The following is a 23,011-nucleotide window of genomic DNA, read 5'->3' on the forward strand; positions in this document are numbered from 1 at the left end:
TATACTTTAGTTACATTCTACATGACAATGGTTTTAAGTTATAGTGATTTAATATAATTTTTAATGAAACGTAATGATTCTGTGATGTTTTCAGGTTCAGTTCCGCCACCTTGAGCCATATCTGGACGACCGCCACCTTTACCACCAACTTGTGGAGCCATATTCTTAATAATATCACCAGCTTTGATTTTTCCTGTAAGTTCTTTAGGTACAGTGGCGATAAGAGAAACCTTTCCATCAACGTTACTAATTAAGATAATTACTGTATCTTGTAACTTCGATTTGAAATCATCCATCGTTTCACGAATAGCTTTTGCATTTGCAACTTCAACTTCTGTGGCTAATACCTTAAGTCCATTAATTTCTTCAACTTGATCCGTGATATCACCCATTTTTAGTGACGTAATTTCTTTATTACGTTGTTCTAATTGCTTCGTTAGTTCTTTTTCGTCTACTTGCATTTGCTGCACTTTATCAACCACTTGATCGTCAGATTTCACTTTCACAAGATCTTTAACAGCATTGAATTTTTCTTGAACTGCTTCTAAATATTGGAACGCACCTTTACCAGTCAACGCTTCAATACGTCTAACTCCAGCACCAGTACCTGACTCACTAACAATTTTAAACAACCCAATTTCTGATGTATTGTTAACATGTGTTCCTCCACATAATTCGATAGAATACGGTGACATATCTACTACACGAACAACGTCTCCATATTTTTCTCCGAATAAAGCCATTGCACCCATTGCTTTTGCATCTGAAATTGACATTTCTTTAATGTTTACATTGATGCTATTCCAAATTTCTTCGTTAACTCGACGTTCAACTTCAGCAATTTCATTATCATTCATTGGTCCAAAATGTGAAAAGTCAAAGCGTAGTCGCTCACTTTCTACTAACGAACCTGCTTGGTTAACATGATCTCCCAATACTTCTTTCAAGGCAGCATGTAATAAATGCGTTGCGCTATGGTTTTTCTCAATAGCTAAACGTGCTTTTTGATTTACTTTAGCTTCTACAGTACTACCTTTTGTAACTTGACCAAATTGAACTTCACCTTTGTGGAGATTTTGACCATTTGGCGTTTTTGTTACTTCGTTTACAGCTATTTCAAAGTGATCGTTACCAACTGTACCTTTATCAGCAACTTGACCACCACTTACCGCATAAAACGGTGTTTCCTCTAAAATAAAGTGAATGCTTTGACCTGCTCCTACAGATTCAACTAATGCACCGTCAAATAGTATATCAGTTATTGTTGTAGCTTGCTCCATTACATCGTAACCGACAAAGTTACTTTGTGTTGTAATATTTTTCAATACTTCACTTTGTACTTGCATAGATTGCGTGTTTTGTCGTGCTTGTCTTGCTCTATCTCTTTGTTGTTGCATTTCTGCATCAAATGTTTCCATATCTACTGACAATTGTTCTTGTAGTGCAATTTCTTCAGTTAGTTCAATAGGGAAACCATAAGTATCATATAATTTAAATGCATCTTTACCGCTTATCTGATGGTTGCCTTCTTTTGCATTTGAAACTAAATTATTTAAAATTGCTAAACCTTCTTCTAATGTTTCATGGAAACGCTCTTCCTCAGATTTAATTACACGTTTAATAAAATCAGCTTTTTCAAGAACATTTGGATAATACGGTTCCATAATTTCAGCCACAATATCCACTAAACGATACATGAATGGTTCATTGATATCTAAAGTTTGACTGAATCTCACTGCACGACGTAATAGACGTCGTAATACATATCCACGACCTTCATTTGCTGGCAAAGCACCATCTGCAATGGCAAAGGCAATCGTTCTAATATGGTCAGCGATAACTTTAAATGCTACATCGTTGGCTTCAACTTCTAAATATTTTTTTCCTGAAATCTGTTCAACTTCATTAATAATTGGCATAAATAAATCTGTTTCATAATTCGTGCGAACATTTTGAGCTATTGATGCCATACGTTCTAATCCCATACCCGTATCAATATTTTTATTTGGTAACGGCGTATATGAGTGATCTTTGTTATGATTGAACTCACTAAATACTAAATTCCATACTTCAAGATAACGCTCATTTTCTCCACCTGGATACATTTCCTCTGCTGGGTCATTAGCACCAAATTGCTCTCCTCTATCATAAAAAATCTCAGTATTAGGACCTGAAGGACCTTCACCAATATCCCAGAAATTTCCTTCAATACGAATGATTCGACTTTCCTCTAAACCAATCTCTTCATTCCAAATTTTATAAGCTTCCGTATCTTCAGGATGAATCGTGACATATAGTTTTTCTGGCTCCATTGCCATCCATTTATCACTTGTTAAAAATTCCCAAGCAAATGTAATTGCTTCACGTTTAAAGTAGTCCCCAATTGAAAAATTACCAAGCATTTCAAAGAATGTATGGTGTCTTGCAGTGAAACCTACATTTTCAATATCATTTGTTCGAATTGCCTTTTGAGAATTTACAATCCTTGGTTTTTTAGGTGTTTCACGGCCATCGAAATATTTTTTTAAAGTCGCTACGCCTGAATTAATCCATAATAGCGAATCATCATCAATTGGTACTAAAGGTGCTGATGGTTCAACCATATGTCCTTTTTCAACAAAATAATCTATAAAACTTTGTCTAATTTCACTTGCTTTTAGATTTTTCATCCTTAAATATCCTCCATCTCATCTCATGTTCTGCACAATTCCAGTAATACTATAAATCAGCAAATAAAAAACGCCCATCCTCATAAAAGGGACGAACGTTTCGCGGTACCACCCTAGTTATAAGTAATTAGTAAATTAATAATATTTAGTCATGTTATCAATCGGACTACATGGCATCACATCATCAAAATCCACCAATTCTCACTTATCACTCAATTAGTTCTTATGTTTACTGACATAAAGTAGCGTTCAATTATGTTAACTGTACTTCTCAGCAACCAGTACATCTCTATAGGGTTTAACATAATTTACTCATCTTTATGCAACGTTAGTTATATTGTATTTATTTTCCGCCTTATTGTCAATCTTCTATAAAATCATAAGGCGAAATTTGGCCCATATTAATCATTGGGTCAATTTTAAACATTGTTGTTTCAGTTAAAACCGTATCGGCATCTACATATTCATTTATTTGTTGGGCTTCTGTATCCGCTTCTTCATTATTGAAATAATCCTTTAAAAATGAACAAAGTTGAGTCAAACGCACTTGTCCATGTGTGTTCAATCCTATTTCAAAGGCTTGTGGATCTCCTAAAAATACAAGCGACTGTTTAGCTCTCGTTAATCCAGTATATAATATAGGCTTTTGTAACATTCTAAAGTATTGTTTGACCATAGGCATAATGACGATTGGAAATTCAGACCCTTGTGACTTATGAATAGAAGTACAATAAGCATGTGTTAACTCCATTAAATCTTGTCTTGAAAATGTAATTTCATTTCCTTCAAAATCAACGACTAAGACGTCTTTATTCAAGGCATTTTCCTTTGCCCAAAATATACCTACAACAACACCAATATCACCATTAAAAATATTATCGCTAGGTCTATTCACAAGTTGCAATACTTTATCTCTTTTACGAAATATCACATCACCAAATTCTATTTCTCTAGAATCTTTTTGTTTAGGATTAAGTATAGATTGCAACACTGTATTGAGCTTTTTAATACCGGCTGACCCTTTATACATAGGCGCTAATACTTGAATATCACTCATGTCATAGCCTTTCTTCACTGCACTGCCCACAACCTTTTCGACTACAGTAGGAATTTGTTCAGTACTACAATTAATAAAGTTACGATCGTGATAACGTTGGGTTATATCAATAGGTTCGTTTAATTTCATACGATGTGCTAATTCAATGATACTTGAACCATCCTGCTGGCGATAAACTTCAGTTAAATTCACACGTGGCACCACTTTTGAGTCAATTAAATCTTTAAATACTTGTCCTGGACCTACTGATGGCAATTGGTCTTCATCGCCTACGAGTACAATTTGGGCATCTATTGGTACAGCATTCATAAATTGGTGAAATAGCCACGTATCAACCATTGACATTTCATCTATAATGATTAATTTGGCCGATATCTCGTTATCCAAGATATCTTCAGGTTGGGTATCTTGATTCCAACCTATCAAACGATGAATCGTCATAGCTTCAAGTCCTGTTGCATCTGCTAGACGTTTCGATGCCCTTCCAGTTGGCGCACCTAATACAACTGGATAATCATCATTTTTATAGTCGTCATAATCTAGAGATAACCCATGTATTTCAGCATATAATTCTACAATACCTTTAATTACTGTAGTCTTACCTGTACCTGGACCACCTGTTAACAACATTACCTTTGAATTAATTGCAGTTTGTAACGCTTCTCGTTGTGACTCAGCATAATTAACATCATTTCTCGTTTCAATTTCACCTATCTCTAACAATAAATCTGACTGTTCAATTTCCTTTAATTTGTTAGTATAAGTAAAATTACGATACAAGTTTTGGACACTTTTTAATTCAGAATAATACAAACTTGGTATTGCAACTTCAGTGTCTTGACGTATTAACTTATCTGCATCTACAAGTTGTTGCATGACTTCTTCTAATTGTTCGTGGTTAATTATTTCTTGTGGTTGATTCGACAACATGTCACTGGTCATATCTAACACAGTTTGTGTTGGCAAGTATGTATGTCCTTGTTTGATACATTCTTCCTCTAGAACATAAAGCACACCAGCTTTCAATCGTTCAGGATCATTGAATTGTATTCCAACGTTTCTTGCTAAAGTATCCGCCTTATTAAAACCTATTCCTTTAACATCGTAAACGAGTTGATAAGGTTTTTGTTCAACTATCGTCAATGTTTCACCAAGATAAGCTTGATAAATAGACATCGCTAATTTGGGGCCAAAGCCTAAATCATGTAGCCTGATAATGATTTGCTCTGTTTCCTGATTACTCGCAATTTGTTCAGCTATTTGCTTTTGTTTCTTTTTTGGTAAACCAGGCACATTTTCTAGAATAGTTGGATCATTCAATATATCATTGATTGCATTTTCACCTAGTTTATTAACAATACTTTGCGCTGTTTTTTTTCCGATACCTTTAAATAAATCACTCGACAAGTAACTAATTATCGCTTCTTTCGTTTGTGGTAATTCCTTTTCAAATGTTTCTGCTTTTAATTGCTTACCATACTTTGCGTGCGTCACTATTTGACCTTTAAAGGTATATACGTCTCCTTCAGCAATATCTGGAAAGAACCCTACAATTGTAGGCATCGAATCAAAATTTTCATTTGTTTCAATCGTATCGACCTTTAAGACGGTGTAGAAATTTTCTTTATTTTGAAAAAGTATAGCATCTACTGTGCCTTTAATCATTGATTGATTAAATAATGTAGGGTCCTCCATAATTACTCCTCCTCTGCAATAGCTTTAAATGTCTTTATTGCATGTTGACTCATTAAATGTTCTGGATTTACGGCAACTGCTTGTTCAAAATAAGCAATAGCCTTTGATGTATCTTCCGTTTGCATATATGTCGCCAAACCTAAATTGTATAACGCATCCGTATGTGTAGGTTCTACAGAAACAACATGCTCTAATTGCTTGATTGCAGCATCAAACATTTCTAAATGGCACAACACTAACCCATACTGAAATTGAACCTCAACATCTTGACGTTCATCTAATTCTGCAGCTGTCATTAAGAATGGCATTGCTTCTTTAAAAGCTTCTAAATGATTGAAAGACATGCCAATCATATAATTTGTATCTACCTTATCGATGTTATATTTTAACGCTTGCTGATAAAGCTTGATTGCTTCTTTAAATCTACTTTCATTGTAGTATACATTACCTAAATTGTAGTAGATAGCTCCATTTTCAGGATCAATTGTAATCGCCTTTTGGAAGAATTTTTCTGCTTTTTCAACTTCCCCTGCTTCAGCAATTAATATGCCTGCGTTAATATAATTTTCCACTTGTTGTGGATCTTGCTCAATATTGTTAAATAACGCAGCTAAGGCCTCTTCAATTTTTCCTTCTTTAATTAATTCATAAATTTGTTCTTGCTCCATTGTAACCCTCATTTCTGAGATTTTATTATAACATTACGGCATCATAAATATATTTACATTCCCAAAAAGAAATCGCTAGAAACTATCTTCTACATAGTATACTAGCGATATTAAATCATTGCCAATCTATTTGATATATTAAACTACATAACTTAACTGACCTGATTCTTTAAATACATCATCAATAGTAGCGCCGCCTAAACATACATCACCATCATAAAAGACAACGGCTTGTCCAGGTGTAATGGCTCTTACTGGTTCATCAAAGGTCACACGAATAGCATTTTCACTTTCTTTTCTTACAAAGACCTGTGTATCCTTTTGACGATATCTGAATTTTGCAGTACAAGCAAATCCTTTTTCTAAATCAACCGCATTGATAAATGATGCATCTGAAGCAATAAGATAATCACTGTATAATGCATCATGATGGAATCCTTGTTCAACATATAAAATATTGTCGTCTAAATTTTTGCCCACAACAAACCATGGATCTCCATCTCCACCAATACCTAAGCCATGACGTTGACCAATCGTATAATACATTAATCCAGCATGCATACCAACCTTTTCACCTGATAGTGTACGCATTTTGCCAGCTTGTGCAGGTAAATATTGCGATAAAAATTCTTTGAAATTACGTTCACCAATAAAACAAATTCCAGTAGAATCTTTTTTCTTAGCTGTTGCAAGCCCCGCTTCTTCAGCAATTTTACGTACTTCTTTTTTATCAATATCTCCAATAGGGAACATGACATGAGACAATTGTTCTTGAGATAATTGATTTAAGAAGTATGTTTGATCTTTGTTGTTATCTACACCGCGAAGCATTTCTACATGTCCATCTTCGTGACGGCGAATTCTAGCATAATGACCTGTAGCTACATAATCGGCACCTAATTTCAATGCATGTTCTAAAAATGCTTTGAATTTGATTTCTTTATTACACATAACATCTGGATTTGGTGTACGTCCTTTTTTATATTCATCTAAAAAGTATGTGAATACTTTATCCCAATATTCCTGTTCAAAATTCACCGCGTAATACGGTATACCAATTTGATTACATACAGCTATAACATCATTATAATCTTCTGTAGCAGTACAATAACCATTTTCGTCTGTATCGTCCCAATTCTTCATAAAAATGCCAATGACATCATAACCTTGTTCTTTTAATATGTGAGCAGTAACGGAACTATCCACGCCACCTGACATGCCGACTACAACTCGTGTATCTTTATTTGACAACTAAATTTCCTCCTTGAATTTATGGTATATTTTATGAATTTCTGTAGCTATATATTTAACTTCTTGCTCTGTAGTCAATTCATTAAAACTAAATCTCACTGAATGTTTCGCTCGTTCATCTGTATCAAACATCGCTACTAGTACATGCGATGGCGTAGTAGTTCCAGCAGTACATGCGGAACCAGAAGATACATATATATTCGATAAATCTAATAATGTAAGTAATGTTTCTACATCAATAAAAGGGAAGTATAAATTAATAATATGACCTGTCGAGTCAGTCATTGATCCATTAAATTCAAATGGTATTGACCGCTCTTGCAATGATACTAAAAATAAGTTTTTCAAATTCAACAAATGCACATTATTTGTATCACGTTGTGTATCAGCTAATGTTAAGGCCTCTGAAAAACCTACAATCTGTGGTAAATTTTCTGTGCCAGCACGTCTTTTCGCTTCTTGGTCACCGCCTAATTGTGTATATTGAATTGGTGTATTTTCTTTTAGTAATAATGCACCCACACCCTTTGGACCACCGAATTTATGTGCTGTAATACTCATAGCCGCAATATCAAACTCGTTAAACTTGATATCTAGGTGACCAATTGCTTGAACTGTATCAACATGGAGGAGTGCATTAGACTCTGCAACAATTGCATCAATATCATACATTGGTTGAACAGTACCCACTTCATTATTTACAAACATTATAGAAACGAGAATAGTTGATGGCGTCAATGCTTCCTTTAATTGATCTAATTGTACTATTCCCTCTTTATTCACATCTAGATATGTTACATCAAATCCCTCGTGCTCAAGTTGTTCAAATACATGGAGTACAGAATGGTGTTCAATTTTTGTCGTAATAATATGATTCCCTTGCTCACGTAACTGATATGCAATACCCTTTATAGCAGTATTATTAGATTCTGTTGCACCACTTGTAAATATAACTTCACTCGGTTTAGCGCCAAGTATCTTGGCTACATTTCTACGTGATTCATCTAAATACTTTCGAGCATCTCGTCCCAAACTATGAATAGATGAAGGATTTCCATAATGACCAGTATAAATATCCATCATTTTATCGATTACTTCCTGCTTTACAGGGGTTGTTGCAGCGTAGTCTGCATATACTTCCATGTTTGACACTCCTTAAATTTTTATCAATGTTCCAATGATAGCACCATCTAATTAATTTTTCTAGTTGTCTGTTTCAAAATGTCCGAATTCATCTATCGACTTATAATCATCTAATAATTTTAATGTATCATCCACCATATTGGGTGAATGCTTCTCTGATAATGTTAAATTCATTAACTTTTTATCTTTAATTGTCCAATGTGTCGCTGTAATTTGAGATTTCAAGTATTCATCATGCGTCACAATCATTACTTGTCCTGCAAATTGCTTTAGCATCTGTAATATTAAATCTTGCGTAGCAATATCGAAGTAATTGGTTGGTTCGTCGAGAATTAATAAATGTGGATTTGAGAAATATAATAATACAAACTGTAATCTACTTTTCTCTCCCATAGATAATTGAGAAATTGGAAGGTTTATTTTTTGGTTATCAAATCCAAATGACGCCAATATCGTTTGTGCTTGACTACGTTCCATACCCTCCATGTTTAATAACATAGTTAATGCTGTGCTGTCATAAGTTAAATTGTCATTTTTTTGGTCAAAATAAGCTATTTTTAGAGCAGGCGTTATATAAATATCACCCTCATCTGGTATTATTGACTGTTTGATAATTGAGATTAATAATGATTTGCCACTACCATTCGGGCCAGTAAGTATAATATTTTCATTATCTTTAATTTCGAAATTTGCATTTTGATAAATATTCTTACCATCAATAGAGATGCTAAAATCATATAATTGCATTAAATATTTTTTATTTAGCGCGTCTTGATTCTCAAAATGGAAGTGACGATCATCCGACTTAGGCTGTTGGACTTTAATCTTTTCAAGTTTTTGATTGATTTGTGATTCTTTAACCTTTGCCTTTTGAGCTAATTTACTCAAACGCTTTTGCTCTAACGGATTACGAACACTTGCAGATTGATTCGCAGTTTTATGCCAATTTTTAACTCTATCTACGGTTGCTTCCAAAGCTTTTATTTCTTTTTGCTTTTTCTCGTATACCTTTTTTTGAGTTTCTCTTTCTACATCTATAATGGATTTATATTGACTATAATTACCCGTAAATTTTCTTGTAGCTTGTGGTGTAATTTCAATAATGTGCGTTGCAGTTTCGTCGATAAAGCCTCTATGATGTGACACGTATAATATACTTTGCTTTGCTTGTTTTATATAATCCACAACAATATGAATCATTTGTTTATCTAAGTGATTTGTTGGTTCATCCAACAATATTAAATTTTTTTCTGAAATCATTGCTCGAACTAATGCTACTTTGGTTTGTTGTCCGCCGCTTAACTGCCCCATTTGTTTATCTAAATCTGACTCTTCTAAATTTAATTGCTTTGCTTGTAAAATGATTTGTTCTTCTATTTCATATCCATTAAGTTCTATATAGTCACCAATTTTTTCATAATCAGTTTGCATAGCAAGTTTAATATCTAATAATTCTGGATACCACGACATAATATAATTTATTGCCGTTTCATTTTTATACTTCGATAATTCTTGATCCATCAAATACGTTGAATCATTATATTTATTGTAAATTGCATTGAGTAATGTTGATTTACCTACCCCGTTATCACCAACAATTGCTATATGTTCACCTGGTTCAACACTTAAATTAACCTCTTCTATTAATGTCTTGCCGAACCTTTCAAATGGCTTTTCTGTAAAATAAAAAGACATACCAATTCCCCACTTTCATGGATATGACATGTCAACAGTAAAATTACATTACTTATTCTGTTATTAATAATAACGAGCCTATTTAAGACATAGACATATCCCATAATTTTATATTTGCTTTAGTTTCTAATTTGTTTATCTTATGAGTTTTATCCATTGTCCTAATTTAAGCCACCTAACGTTTTAATTTGGATATAGTATAACAGTGAGCAATATTTTACGCAAGTTTTAAAACGACTGTTATACTTCTTTATATTAGAAACACCGAGGAGGAAATAATAAAATGAAAGATGTAAGACTCTCTGCACTAAACTTAGTACCTATTCGTGAAGGTCAAGATGACAAAGATGCTATTAAAGATATGGTTAAACTAGCGCAAAACCTTGAAGCATTAGATTATGATCGATACTGGATTGCTGAGCACCATAATGCTCCTAATTTAGTGAGCTCAGCAACTGCATTATTAATACAACACACTTTAGAACATACATCTAAGATAAGAGTTGGTTCTGGAGGTATCATGCTACCAAACCATGCGCCATTAATCGTAGCTGAACAATTTGGTACTATGGAAACAGTTTTCCCCAACCGTGTTGATTTAGGATTGGGACGTGCACCTGGTACTGATATGATGACAGCAAGTGCATTAAGAAGAGATCAACACAATGGCGTTTACGAATTTCCAGATGAGGTAGAACAGTTAGCCACTTATTTCGGACCAAGTAACCAACAGTCATATGTCCGTGCATATCCAGCAGTGAATAAAAATGTTCCTCTTTATATTTTAGGTTCTTCTACTGATTCTGCACATTTAGCTGCAAGAAAAGGATTACCCTATGTATTTGCAGGACATTTTGCCCCTCAACAAATGAAAGAAGCAATGTCAATTTATAAAGAATTATTCGAACCATCAGAAGTATTGCAAGAACCTTATATGATTGTTTGTTTAAATGCAATAGTTGCAGATACAGATGAACAAGCATACTACCTTGCTTCAACTCAAGCACAAGTAATGGTTAGTATTACTAGAGGTAAAATGCAACCTGTACAACCACCAACTGATGATTTGAAAGGATTATTAACACCAAGAGAATTTGAAATGGCACAACAAAGATTAAATCAATCCTTAATTGGTTCTGAAGAGACAGTAAAGCAAAAATTAGAAGCATTTATTGAGGTTTATGGAGAAATAGATGAACTAATGGCAATTAGTTATGTATACGATCAAAATGCCCAATTAGAGTCATATAAAAAACTTAAAAATATCATCGACACGCATTTCACTGATAATAAATAAGAACTATGACCAACCAGCACATTGCTAAAAATATAATGTGCTGGTTTATTTATTAACTTGTATAAACTAAGCTATATAAGGCAAAAAAACTGTCGACAAAACAATATTGTCGACAGTTTTAAAATATAATAGCTATTTTATTTTTCGTTGTCTTTATCTTTATTATCATCACTGCCACCAGTGAATTTGTCAATTTGTTCAGACGCTTGTTTCGCCTTTTCATTATCTGAATCCTTTAATTTGTCAGAAACTGTTTTTGCAGCTTCTTTCGCTTTATCTAAGAAATTCTCAGCCATGGTAATGTTCCCCTTTCGGATTTAAACTAAAGTTATATAAATTTTATTTTTTAAATTTATCAATAGCTTCGTTTGCTTTTTGTTTTGCATTTTCAACGACTTCTTTGGCTTTGCCAGATTTTTTGTCGTCTTTTCCTTCATTTTCTAAATCTTTATTGTCAGTAACATTACCGACAGTTTCTTTTACATTGCCTTTGGCTTGTTCAATCTTGCTTTCGTCAGCCATTTAAAAAACCTCCTTAGCGATGTATATGTCTGTTATATACCACTTTTAAAATTTGATTAAACATAATAATTAAATTTTTAAAGACGCTAAATAATTTATAAGGCTGAATTTATAGAAACTATCTACTTTATAATCGATTAAAAGACAACAATCTTATCAAATCATTATATTAATTAAATATAGAACATATATCCATCTAAATTATTTGTCTCTTTATAATCAGCTAAATATTTTAATGTTGTATTATCTAATACTTCTCTTACTGCATCTCTCATACGAATCCAAAGTTGTTTTTGTGCTGGTGGTTCAGATTCAATACTTTCTACAAATGTAATTGGCCCTTCTAATAAACGAATAATATCGCCCGCTGTAATTTCTTCGGCTGATACTCTAAGTTGGTAACCACCCTTAGCACCACGAACACTTCGAATTAATCCAGCGTTTCTCAATGGACCCACCAATTGTTCTAGATACAAATCACTTAAATTATTCTCTTCCGCGATAGATTTTAAAGAAACACACCCTTGGCCTTGCTTTTTAGCTAAGGATATCATTAGTGTTAATCCATATCTTCCTTTTGTTGAAATTTTCATTATATAACCTCACTTAATTCGAATACTATATATTAACATTCTATCATTTTTTACGTTAATATAGAATTAGAAAGGTGTGAAAGATTGTGACAAACGAACCCCTCGCTTCAAGAATGAGACCTAATAATATTGACGAAATAATTTCTCAACAACATTTAGTTGGTCCAAAAGGCATTATTAGAAGGATGGTTGAAACAAAACGATTATCTTCTATGATATTTTATGGTCCACCTGGAATTGGCAAAACAAGTATCGCTAAAGCCATTTCAGGAAGTACACAATTTAAATTCAGACAGCTTAATGCTGTTACAAATACTAAAAAAGATATGCAACTTATTGTGGAAGAAGCAAAAATGTCAGGTCAAGTGATTCTGTTATTAGACGAAATTCATAGATTAGACAAAGCGAAACAAGATTTTTTATTGCCACATTTAGAAAATGGAAAGATTGTGCTCATTGGCGCCACAACTTCAAATCCATATCATGCCATCAATCCTGCCATTCGTTCGAGAGCACAAATTTTTGAATTATATCCATTAAATGACGATGATATTAAACTTTCATTAACTCGTGCACTAGAAGATAGTGAACGTGGTTTAGCACAATATCATCCAGTAGTAGATTCAGAGGCAATGACTTATTTTTCTACACAAAGTCAAGGTGATGTAAGAAGTGCACTTAACGCGCTAGAATTGGCAGTATTAAGTTCTGAGGTTAGCGAAAATAAGCAACGCATGATTACATTACAAGATGCTAAGGATTGTTTACAAAAAGGTGCATTTGTTAGTGATAAAGATGGAGATATGCACTATGATGTGATGAGCGCCTTTCAAAAATCAATTCGCGGAAGTGATGTGAATGCTGCTTTACATTATTTAGCTAGATTGATTGAAGCTGGAGACTTACCAACAATAGTTCGAAGATTACTCGTTATTGCTTATGAAGATATTGGGTTGGCATCACCAAGTGCAGGTCAACGTACTTTAGCTGCCATTGAATCAGCAGAAAGGCTAGGCTTTCCAGAAGCACGCATTCCCTTAAGCCAAGCTGTTATTGAACTCTGTCTCTCTCCAAAATCTAACTCTGGCATAACAGCCATTGATGCGGCATTATCTGATATTCGTAAAGGCAACATAGGACAAATACCTGACCATTTAAAAGATGGTCACTACGCTGGTGCAAAAGAATTAGGCCGAGCTATTGGCTATAAATACCCACATAGTTATGAAAACGGATTTGTACCTCAACAGTATTTGCCAAGCAAATTAAAGCATAGTATCTATTATCAACCTAAAACGACTTCTAAAACTGAGCAACAATTTAAAACAATATACGACAATATTTTAGACTCTCAACAAAAACTAAAATAACATGATTATAAAAATAACAGCAGACAAGAACAATAGAATCCATTTTGTTCTTGTCTGCTGTATTTTTTAACTGTAACTAAAAGATACTATTGCTTTCTATCTTTAATTCGCGTAACTGATATATCTTTTAAAATATCATTGACAACGTAGCTTGCACATATCAACCCTACGACACTAGGGACGAAGGCATTAGAGGATGGTGGCATTTGTCCCTTTCTCGTAGGGGCATTCGCATCACCAACAGTTTCCTTGACGTCTTCTCTAATAACGATAGGACTTTCATCGGAGAAAACGACTGGTATCCCCTTTTTAATACCAGCTTTTTTCAATTTTTGTCTGATAATTTTTGCCATTGGATCCATGTGTGTTTTTGAAATGTCAGCAATTTGGAAACGCGTCGGATCAGTTTTATTGGCAGCTCCCATGCTTGAAATTACTTTGATGCCTCTTGCTAGACATTCTTTCATTAAGTGAACTTTATAAATAATTGTATCACTTGCATCAACAAAATAATCGATATCATAATTATTAAATAAATCTTCATATGTTTCCTCAGTATAGAACATGTGAAGTGGCGTGACTTTACATTCTGGATTAATTAATTTGATACGCTCTTCCATTAACGTCACTTTACTTTGACCAATTGTAGATGTTAAAGCATGTAGTTGACGATTTACATTAGTAATATCCACATCATCTTTATCAATTAATATAATATGACCTATATTTGTTCTCGCTAAGGCTTCAGCTGCAAATGAACCAACACCACCTACACCTAATACTACGACCGTTTTATCCTTTAATAAATCTAGGCCTTCTTGTCCATAGGCCAATTCATTACGTGAAAATTGATGTTTCATTGTCATACTCCTCATTAAAAATTTAACTTTTACTTCACTTTTATTATATCATGCTACCACTTTTTTCAATTTACAAAAATAGTAACATCCCAATTTATAATTTAGCTTAATATTAAAATACAAAAAAATACGCAAGACCGAAGTCTTGCGTACCGATAGAGTCCGTCTGTGCCGTAGTTGTAAAGTGCTTGATCATTCGGCCTGTTCTAAACAGGTGGGTGCCCTGTTTCTTGTGTTGCAAGTCCTCCTTTAGAGGCGTGTGCGCTGCAAGAAAACCTATTGGGCTCCCTGATCAAAGAGTGTTAGGCCCAAATAAAAAGCAAACATACGAACACTACAGATGACTATCTTATGGACATATCATACCACATAATTCGAAATAAGCAAGAATAAAGACTTTTATAAATAACTTATTAATTAATGGCGGATACGTAGTGATAATTCTTCAAGTTGATTATCAGATACTTCACTTGGAGCATCTGTTAATAAACATGATGCAGATGCTGTTTTAGGGAATGCGATTGTGTCACGTAAATTTGTACGACCTGTTAATAACATAACTAATCGGTCTAAACCTAGCGCGATTCCACCATGTGGTGGTGCTCCGTAATTAAATGCATCAATTAAGAATCCAAATTGTTCTCTAGCTTGTTCTGGTGTGAATCCTAGTACTTCAAACATTTTTTCTTGTAATTCACCATTGTGAATTCTGATTGAACCACCACCTAATTCATATCCATTTAAGACAATGTCATAAGCATTGGCTTGTGCATTTTCTGGTTCAGTATCTAATTTTGCAATGTCTTCTTGTTTCGGTGCAGTAAATGGATGGTGTGCTGCTGCATAACGCTTAGCATCTTCATCATATTCTAATAATGGCCAATCTGTTACCCATAAGAAGTTTAATTTAGTTTCATCGATTAAATCTAATTCTTTTGCTAGTTTAAGTCTTAAAGCACCTAAACTTTGCGCTACTACACTTGGTTTATCAGCAACAAATAATACTAAATCTCCTGCTTCAGCTTCAGTTAATTCTTGTAATTTTGCAACATGATCTTGTTCAAAGAATTTAGCAATCGGTCCGTTCAAGCCGTCTTCAACAACTTTAACCCATGCTAAACCTTTAGCACCATAAATTCCAACAAATTCAGTTAATGCGTCAATATCTTTTCTTGTATAATGGTCTGAGGCACCTTTGGCCACTATTGCTTTAACTTGACCATCGTTGTTAACTGTATCTTTAAATACTTTGAAATCCATGATTTCGCCTAATTCTGATACATTGATTAACTCCATATCAAAACGCGTGTCTGGTTTATCCGAACCGTAACGTTCCATTGCTTCATGATAAGTCATTCTAGGGAATGGTCGTGGAACTTCAATGTTTTTAACATCCTTTACAACATTCTGTAACATTTCTTCGCCCATATCCATTACGTCTTCTTGATCTACGAAACTCATTTCAATATCAACTTGTGTAAATTCAGGTTGTCTATCTGCACGTAAATCCTCATCACGGAAACATTTAACGATTTGATAGTATTTATCAAAGCCACTAATCATTAACAATTGTTTAAATATTTGTGGTGATTGAGGTAAAGCATAAAATTCACCTTCGTGTACACGTGAAGGTACTAAATAGTCACGCGCACCTTCTGGCGTAGATTTTGTTAAGACTGGTGTTTCAATATCATAAAATCCTGCCTGATCTAAATATTGTCTAATTGAACGTGTTGTTTGGTGACGCATTTTAAATGTTTGAGCTAATTCTTGTCTTCTTAAATCTAAATATCTATATTTTAAACGGATATTTTCATCAACATTTTGATTTTCCTCATTTAAAGCAAATGGAGGTGTTTCTGATTTGTTTATAATTTGAATATCAGATACTTGTACCTCAACTTGTCCAGTTGCAATTTTAGGGTTTACTGTTTCAGGATCACGTTTTTTAACTACCCCTCTTACTTCAACAATGTACTCAGATCTTACAGTTTCCGCTACATGTAATGCTTCTTCTGAAAAATCCGGATTGAATACAATTTGTACATATCCTTCTCTATCACGTAAGTCTACGAATATTAATCCACCTAGGTCTCTACGGTTGTGTACCCAACCTTTAAGTACTACTTCTTCTTCTAAATGCGCTTCAGTAATGAGTCCGCAATATGTTGTACGCTTAGTCATTTCATCTTCTCCTTATTTTTTGAAATAATTAACAATTTCAGATAATGTAATTTCTTCAGAGTCACCTGTTTGCATATTCTTTACATTAATTTTGTCGTTTTCTAATTCTTGGTCTCCAACCACAATAGTATAATTTGCATTCAAACGATCCGCTTGTTTCATTTGACCTTTAATTTTTCTACTTAAATAATCTTTATCAGCACGGACACCTTGCTTACGTAAATCATTTAATAATTTAACCGCATATCGATCAGCTTGTTCACCCATAGTTACAATAAACAAATCGAAGTCTTTGTCTACGTCTAATTCAATGCCTTCTTCTTCAAGTGCCATTAATAAACGCTCAATACTCAAGGCAAATCCAATGCCAGTTTGATTCGGACCATCTAACAATTCAAGCAATCCATTATAACGTCCGCCACCACATAACGTAGTTATTGCTCCGTCAAAATTTGGATTATCTATCATCAACTCAAATGCTGTATGCGTATAATAATCAAGACCTCTAACAAGATTTGGATCTTCAACGTAAGGAATTTCTAGGTCATCTAAATGTTGTTTCACTTCAGCAAAGTAATTTTTTGATGTTTCATTTAAATATTCAGTAATTCTTGGCGCTGATTTGACCGCTTCTTTATCTCTATCTACTTTACAATCCAAAATTCTCATAGGATTTGTATGCAATCTAGATTGACAATCACTACAGAAAGTGTCGATGACTGGCTCAAAGTGTTTTACTAAAGCCTCATTATATTCTTTACGTGAATCGATATCACCAATACTATTGATGACTAATTTTAAATGTTTTAAACCAAATGATTCATAAATGTGCATCACCATTGCCAACACTTCAGCATCCATTGCAGGATTTTCAGCACCAATTGCTTCAACCCCGAATTGTGTGAATTGGCGATAACGTCCCTTTTGCTTTCTTTCATAACGGAACATTGGCCCATTGTAATATAACTTTACAGGTTGGTTAGGCAATCCTTGCATTTTATTTTCAATGTATGAACGTACCACGGCGGCAGTACCTTCTGGTCTAAGTGTCATACTTCTATCACCTTTATCAATAAAGGTATACATTTCCTTTTGAACGACATCTGTAGAACCACCGACACCACGTGCAAATAATTCTGTACTTTCAAAAATTGGTGTTCTAATTTCTTGATAATTATAAAATTCCATCAATTCATCTAATTTAGTTTCAATGTAACGCCATTTTTTTGTTTCTTCTGGCAGTATATCTTGAGTACCTCTAGGTATATTTATCATAGAATCTCTCCTTTTTAACAATAAAAAAGTCCCTTGCATGACATTATAGTCATACAAGGGACGATGTTCTCCGTGTTGCCACCCTAATTGGCCATAAATTTCTTATGACCCACTTTAAAACGAAATAACGTTCGTTACACGACTTTATAAAATAAAGCACCTCTTCTTGTGTTATATTACTAAGTTACTCAGCATAATCTTTCAGCCTCGAATTATGTCTCTACACATTTGTTAAAATGCTACCTCTTTCATTTAGTAATTTCAAGAATCATAACGGTTTTAATATAGAATTCATATTCAATAATAACGACTTTATTATCAATATGCAACCTTTTTTATTGAGAGAAATAAGATTTCAGTCCATCTACGACTGCTTTTTCCACAATATGACGATGCAGTTGATCTTGAATCATATCTTCGTCTGTTGGGTTGCTGATATAGCCTAATTCTAGTAATACGGCTGGTACATTGGTTTGTCTCAATACTTGGAAATTCTCTTGTCTTGCACCTTTATTAGTTAATAAAGCTCTCTTCTGCAAGCTTGCACTGATTGTTTCTGCTAAAGCTTCTTGGTTATCTTTGTACCAATATACGGTACTACCATTAGCCTTTGATGATTTTAAAGAATCATTATGTATGCTTATATATGCGTCACCTTTAATATTTCTATCGTCAAGACTTACATAAACATCGGATTCACGTGTCATATTTACTACTGCGCCTTCCTTTTCTAACAAGGCCTTTAATTCCTTTGCAGTTTTTAAAGTATACACTTTTTCCTTACTATGCTTTTTTGTATTACTTGAAGCTCCCTGATCACTACCGCCGTGACCAGGGTCAAGTACTATTGTTTTATCTTTTAAAGGTTTAGCATTCGGATTGGCATCTGCTTGAATATCTAAATTCGTATGCCAACCTGCTACCCAACCTTTCTCTTTACCATTACTGGATTCTACCTGAATCCACTTACCTGACTTATTAATTTTATGGAAGTTTTGTCCTTTGTAAATTGGATCAATCACTGGATAAATTGCGCTCGGTCCAGTTCTTAATTCCGCATCTTCTGTAACATAAATTGTACTGCTATCTTCACTATTATGATTTAAGAAAGAAATGATCATAAAAATAAAGATAATAAATGCTACTACGACAATTAGTGTGGGAATGTTTCTGAGATTATTTTTTTCTAACCAAGTATTGAATTTTTTCATATGATTTTGCCATCCTGACTTTCATATATAATTGTTACAGGGCCATCATTGGCAATATTAACGAGCATGTCTGTACCAAATTCTCCCGTCAATACATTGACTCCATAAGAACGCAATGCGTCATTAAACTTTTCATAAAATTCATTTGCTTGTTCTGGTGGCATAGAACGTGAGAATCCTGGTCTATTTCCCTTTCTCACATCTGCATATAATGTAAATTGAGAAATAGATAAAATCTCACCTTCTATTTGCTGAATATTGAGATTTAGCTTACCTTGCTCATCTTCAAACAGTCTTGCATTAACGATTTTTTTAGCTAATGCTTCAATATCCGCTTCTGTGGATTCACTACCAATACCAACTAATAAACAATAGCCCTGTTTAATCTGATTATCTATTGTTCCATTAGAAACTGAAGCTTCTTTTACTCTTTGAACCACTATTTTCATGTATGTTGCACCTCTAATTCCAAACTCTTGTAACCGTGTAAACATCACCAAGTTGTTTTATTTTTTCAACTACTTGATATACTTCGTTTACATTTTTAACCATAACACTAATATTAATTACGGCATTTTTATCTACATCTGAACGTCCGGAAACTTTAACTAAATTACTCTGTGTTGAATTTACAGCTTGTAATACTTCGTTTAAAAGCCCGTTGCGATCATATGCAGAAACTTCTAAATCTACTTGATATCTTTGTGTAGAATCTTTTGAACGTACCCATTCAACATGAATAAGACGATCATGTTCATTTTTTATATTCGGGCAATCTGTTCTATGTACTTTGATACCGTGTCCTTTAGTGATATAACCCACAATATCATCTCCAGGTATTGGATTACAACATTTTGACAGTTTGATCAAGACATTTTCAATACCTTCAACATATACACCACTATCAGTAGTTATATCATCCTTAATTGGAACAGACTTTGTGATTTCTTGTGCTTCATTTAAAGCTTTTTGCTTTTCTAATATTCTTTGCTTTTCTGTCAATTTGTTGACAATTTGCAATGCAGTTACGCCACCGAATCCTACAGCTGCAAACAAGTCCTCTTCATTAGCAAAGTTATATTTATCATTAACAATTTCGATATTGTCATCAGTCAACACATCATCTACTCTAAATCCATGATCTTTGATTTCAGCCTCAATCATAAATTTACCTTTTTCAATATTTGATGAACGGTCTTGTTTTTTAAAGAAGCTTCGAATTTTACTTTTGGCACTAGATGACTTAACAATCTTCAACCAATCACGACTTGGACCATATGAATGTTTACTCGTACGAATTTCAACAATATCACCGGTTTGTAATACATAATCAATTGGTTCAATTTTTCCGTTAACTTTCGCACCTATCATCTTGTTTCCAACTTCACTATGAATTGCATAAGCAAAATCAATTGGCACCGCACCATAAGGCAACTCAATAACATCACTTTCAGGTGTAAAGGCGTAAACTTTATCGCTTTGCAGATCAAATTTCAACGTTTCCATAAACTCTTCAGCATCAGAAGTTGTATTATCAGTCTCAGCTAATTCCTTTAACCAATTTAATTTTTTATTAAAGCTTTGTGTCTTTTCATTAACCTTTTTACCTTCTTTATAAGCCCAATGAGCTGCAACCCCGTGTTCTGCAATTTCATGCATTTCAAATGTACGAATTTGAATTTCTAATGGGTCTCCATTTGGACCAACTACCGTCGTATGTAACGATTGATACATATTTTGTTTTGGCATGGCAATATAATCTTTGAATCTTCCTGGCATTGGTTTCCATAATGTATGTACTAAACCTAGAATGGCATAACAATCATTAATAGAATTGACTATTACTCTTATAGCTAATAAATCAAAGATTTGATCAAATTGCTTTTTCTGCTTAACCATTTTTCGGTATATGCTATAAATGTGCTTTGGTCTACCACTGATATCACCTTGTATTTTCATTGATGACATATCTTGTTGAATATTTTCAATGGCATTTTGAATGTATTCTTCACGCTCACTACGTTTCTTTTTCATGAGATTAACGATTCTAAAATATTGCACACTATCAATATATCTTAAAGATGTATCTTCTAATTCCCATTTAATCGTATTGATACCTAAACGATGCGCTAAAGGTGCATATATTTCTAGCGTTTCCTTAGAAATTCTAATTTGCTTTTCTCTTTTCATTGCCTTGAGTGTTCTCATATTATGTAATCTGTCGGCTAATTTCACTAAAATAACACGAACATCTTTAGCAATGGCAATAAATAATTTTCTATGGTTTTCAGCCTGTTGTTCTTCTTTTGAACGATATTTTACTTTTTTTAACTTGGTTACACCCTCAACGATAACCGCAATTTCCTCATTAAACATACCTTTTACATCATCAAATGTATATGGCGTATCTTCAATCACGTCATGTAAAAAACCTGCAACAATCGTAGGTCCGTCTAAATGCATTTCTGTTAAGATACCAGCCACTTGAATGGGATGCATAATATAGGGTAGTCCATTTTTACGAAATTGACCTTCATGTGCCTCATAAGCAAGATGATAACTCTTTAATACATACTGATAGTCTTCCTTTGAAAGATATGATTTTGCTTTAGATAATACCTCGTCAGCACTATATGGATATTCATTATTCACATTAGACACCCCCACACGTTTGATTATTTTTTAAATTAACGTCAATTTATTTATCATTGTGAGCTATTAATAGCAACTGTTTAATTCAATCGTATTTTAACTCATTTTATACAAAATTCGAATAATAGTTATATGATACTACATGTTTTAAAATAAATAAATGAGTTCCCACTACTAATAATAAAATGTATTAAAAATTTAACTCGATTACAATTACTGTGTAACAAGAACACAAAAAATTCTGTCAAATTCTAATAAATGACTTAGGTTTTAATGCTATAAAATAAAAGCCAAATGACTACACTTACAAACTTAAATGTCTTCATCTGACTTTTATTTAAATGATTTAGTCTTCGTATGAAATTAAGCTCATTACATCGTAATCCTTAATTTTTTCAATACCATTTAAATATTTTAATTCGATGATAAATGCAATACCTACTACGATACCACCTAATTGTTCAACAAGTTTAATCGCTGCTTCAATTGTGCCACCAGTTGCCAATAAATCATCTGTTATTAAGACACGCTGTCCTGGTTTAATCGCATCTTTATGCATCGTTAAAATATTCGAACCATATTCTAAATCGTATTCATAACGTATAACTTCTCTTGGTAATTTGCCTTCTTTACGTACAGGAGCAAATCCAATCCCCATCGAATATGCTACTGGACATCCAATAATAAATCCACGAGCTTCTGGACCGACTACCACATCAACATTGCGTTCTTTCGCATAGTTTACGATTTGATCGGTAGCATAACCATATGCCTCACCATTATCCATAATCGTTGTAATATCTTTAAAGTCTACACCTGGTTTTGGCCAATCCTTAACCTCAGAGACATATTGTTTTAAATCCATACAT

At 33.6% G+C, this 23,011-nt stretch carries 18 protein-coding genes and 1 other RNA gene; 2 read left to right on the forward strand and 17 right to left on the reverse strand.

What is annotated here, in order from left to right:
- Positions 1–38: 38 nt before the first annotated feature.
- The 6 genes from alaS to sal(D) form a co-directional block, all read right to left on the reverse strand.
- A complete protein-coding gene (gene alaS / locus ACF91D_RS23270; RefSeq protein WP_119624415.1) occupies positions 39–2,669 on the reverse strand; it encodes an alanine--tRNA ligase in 2,631 nt (876 codons plus the stop codon).
- 361 nt (positions 2,670–3,030) lie between these two features.
- Entirely contained in the window at positions 3,031–5,421 is a 2,391-nt protein-coding gene (gene recD2, locus ACF91D_RS23275) for an SF1B family DNA helicase RecD2 (protein ID WP_107527556.1), read from the reverse strand.
- Positions 5,422–5,423: 2 nt separating this feature from the next.
- A complete protein-coding gene (locus ACF91D_RS23280; protein ID WP_042738519.1) occupies positions 5,424–6,089 on the reverse strand; it encodes a tetratricopeptide repeat protein in 666 nt (221 codons plus the stop codon).
- 138 nt (positions 6,090–6,227) lie between these two features.
- Positions 6,228–7,340, reverse strand: a complete 1,113-nt coding sequence (gene mnmA / locus ACF91D_RS23285) for a tRNA 2-thiouridine(34) synthase MnmA (RefSeq protein WP_392437785.1) — start codon at positions 7,338–7,340, stop codon at positions 6,228–6,230.
- Entirely contained in the window at positions 7,341–8,483 is a 1,143-nt protein-coding gene (locus ACF91D_RS23290) for a cysteine desulfurase family protein (RefSeq protein WP_042738517.1), read from the reverse strand. It abuts the gene before it with no gap.
- Between the two features lie 60 nt (positions 8,484–8,543).
- On the reverse strand, positions 8,544–10,178 hold the full coding sequence (gene sal(D) / locus ACF91D_RS23295) for an ABC-F type ribosomal protection protein Sal(D) (protein ID WP_107589619.1): 1,635 nt from the start codon (positions 10,176–10,178) through the stop codon (positions 8,544–8,546).
- 283 nt (positions 10,179–10,461) lie between these two features.
- Here sal(D) and ACF91D_RS23300 point away from each other — a divergent pair, with 283 nt between their 5' ends.
- Complete coding sequence (locus ACF91D_RS23300; RefSeq protein ID WP_042738516.1) at positions 10,462–11,475, forward strand: LLM class flavin-dependent oxidoreductase; 1,014 nt, start codon at positions 10,462–10,464, stop codon at positions 11,473–11,475.
- Positions 11,476–11,612: 137 nt separating this feature from the next.
- Here ACF91D_RS23300 and ACF91D_RS23305 read toward each other — a convergent pair whose 3' ends face one another.
- The 3 genes from ACF91D_RS23305 to cymR all read right to left on the reverse strand — a co-directional run bounded on the left by ACF91D_RS23305 (position 11,613) and on the right by cymR (position 12,590).
- Positions 11,613–11,771 (reverse strand): hypothetical protein, encoded by a 159-nt coding sequence (locus tag ACF91D_RS23305; RefSeq protein ID WP_162846333.1) that lies wholly within the window; start codon positions 11,769–11,771, stop codon positions 11,613–11,615.
- Positions 11,772–11,814: 43 nt separating this feature from the next.
- Positions 11,815–11,997, reverse strand: coding sequence for a CsbD family protein (locus ACF91D_RS23310; RefSeq protein WP_042738515.1), 183 nt, complete (start codon positions 11,995–11,997; stop codon positions 11,815–11,817).
- Between the two features lie 173 nt (positions 11,998–12,170).
- A complete protein-coding gene (cymR, locus tag ACF91D_RS23315) occupies positions 12,171–12,590 on the reverse strand; it encodes a cysteine metabolism transcriptional regulator CymR (RefSeq protein ID WP_042738514.1) in 420 nt (139 codons plus the stop codon).
- 86 nt (positions 12,591–12,676) lie between these two features.
- Here cymR and ACF91D_RS23320 point away from each other — a divergent pair, with 86 nt between their 5' ends.
- Positions 12,677–13,960, forward strand: a complete 1,284-nt coding sequence (locus ACF91D_RS23320) for a replication-associated recombination protein A (protein WP_182475603.1) — start codon at positions 12,677–12,679, stop codon at positions 13,958–13,960.
- Between the two features lie 86 nt (positions 13,961–14,046).
- Here the strand turns inward: ACF91D_RS23320 and ACF91D_RS23325 are convergent, their stop codons facing one another.
- From ACF91D_RS23325 to ACF91D_RS23360, 8 genes are all read right to left on the reverse strand, one after another.
- Complete coding sequence (locus ACF91D_RS23325) at positions 14,047–14,820, reverse strand: tRNA threonylcarbamoyladenosine dehydratase (protein ID WP_042738512.1); 774 nt, start codon at positions 14,818–14,820, stop codon at positions 14,047–14,049.
- Positions 14,821–14,975: 155 nt separating this feature from the next.
- Positions 14,976–15,166: non-coding RNA, 6S RNA (gene ssrS, locus ACF91D_RS23330), on the reverse strand.
- Between the two features lie 71 nt (positions 15,167–15,237).
- A complete protein-coding gene (gene aspS, locus ACF91D_RS23335) occupies positions 15,238–17,004 on the reverse strand; it encodes an aspartate--tRNA ligase (RefSeq protein WP_107527516.1) in 1,767 nt (588 codons plus the stop codon).
- 12 nt (positions 17,005–17,016) lie between these two features.
- Positions 17,017–18,279 (reverse strand): histidine--tRNA ligase, encoded by a 1,263-nt coding sequence (hisS, locus tag ACF91D_RS23340; protein ID WP_107527517.1) that lies wholly within the window; start codon positions 18,277–18,279, stop codon positions 17,017–17,019.
- 335 nt (positions 18,280–18,614) lie between these two features.
- Positions 18,615–19,490 (reverse strand): N-acetylmuramoyl-L-alanine amidase family protein, encoded by an 876-nt coding sequence (locus tag ACF91D_RS23345; RefSeq protein WP_107511909.1) that lies wholly within the window; start codon positions 19,488–19,490, stop codon positions 18,615–18,617.
- On the reverse strand, positions 19,487–19,939 hold the full coding sequence (dtd, locus tag ACF91D_RS23350; protein ID WP_042738508.1) for a D-aminoacyl-tRNA deacylase: 453 nt from the start codon (positions 19,937–19,939) through the stop codon (positions 19,487–19,489). The genes ACF91D_RS23345 and dtd overlap by 4 nt, the downstream gene beginning before the upstream one ends.
- A 13-nt stretch (positions 19,940–19,952) precedes the next feature.
- Entirely contained in the window at positions 19,953–22,142 is a 2,190-nt protein-coding gene (locus ACF91D_RS23355) for a RelA/SpoT family protein (RefSeq protein ID WP_107527518.1), read from the reverse strand.
- A gap of 346 nt (positions 22,143–22,488) precedes the next feature.
- Positions 22,489–23,007, reverse strand: coding sequence for an adenine phosphoribosyltransferase (locus ACF91D_RS23360; RefSeq protein ID WP_042738506.1), 519 nt, complete (start codon positions 23,005–23,007; stop codon positions 22,489–22,491).
- Positions 23,008–23,011 lie beyond the last annotated feature (4 nt).

It is taken from the genome of Staphylococcus sp. 231237_7MaSpsaltlick, assembly GCF_043107035.1.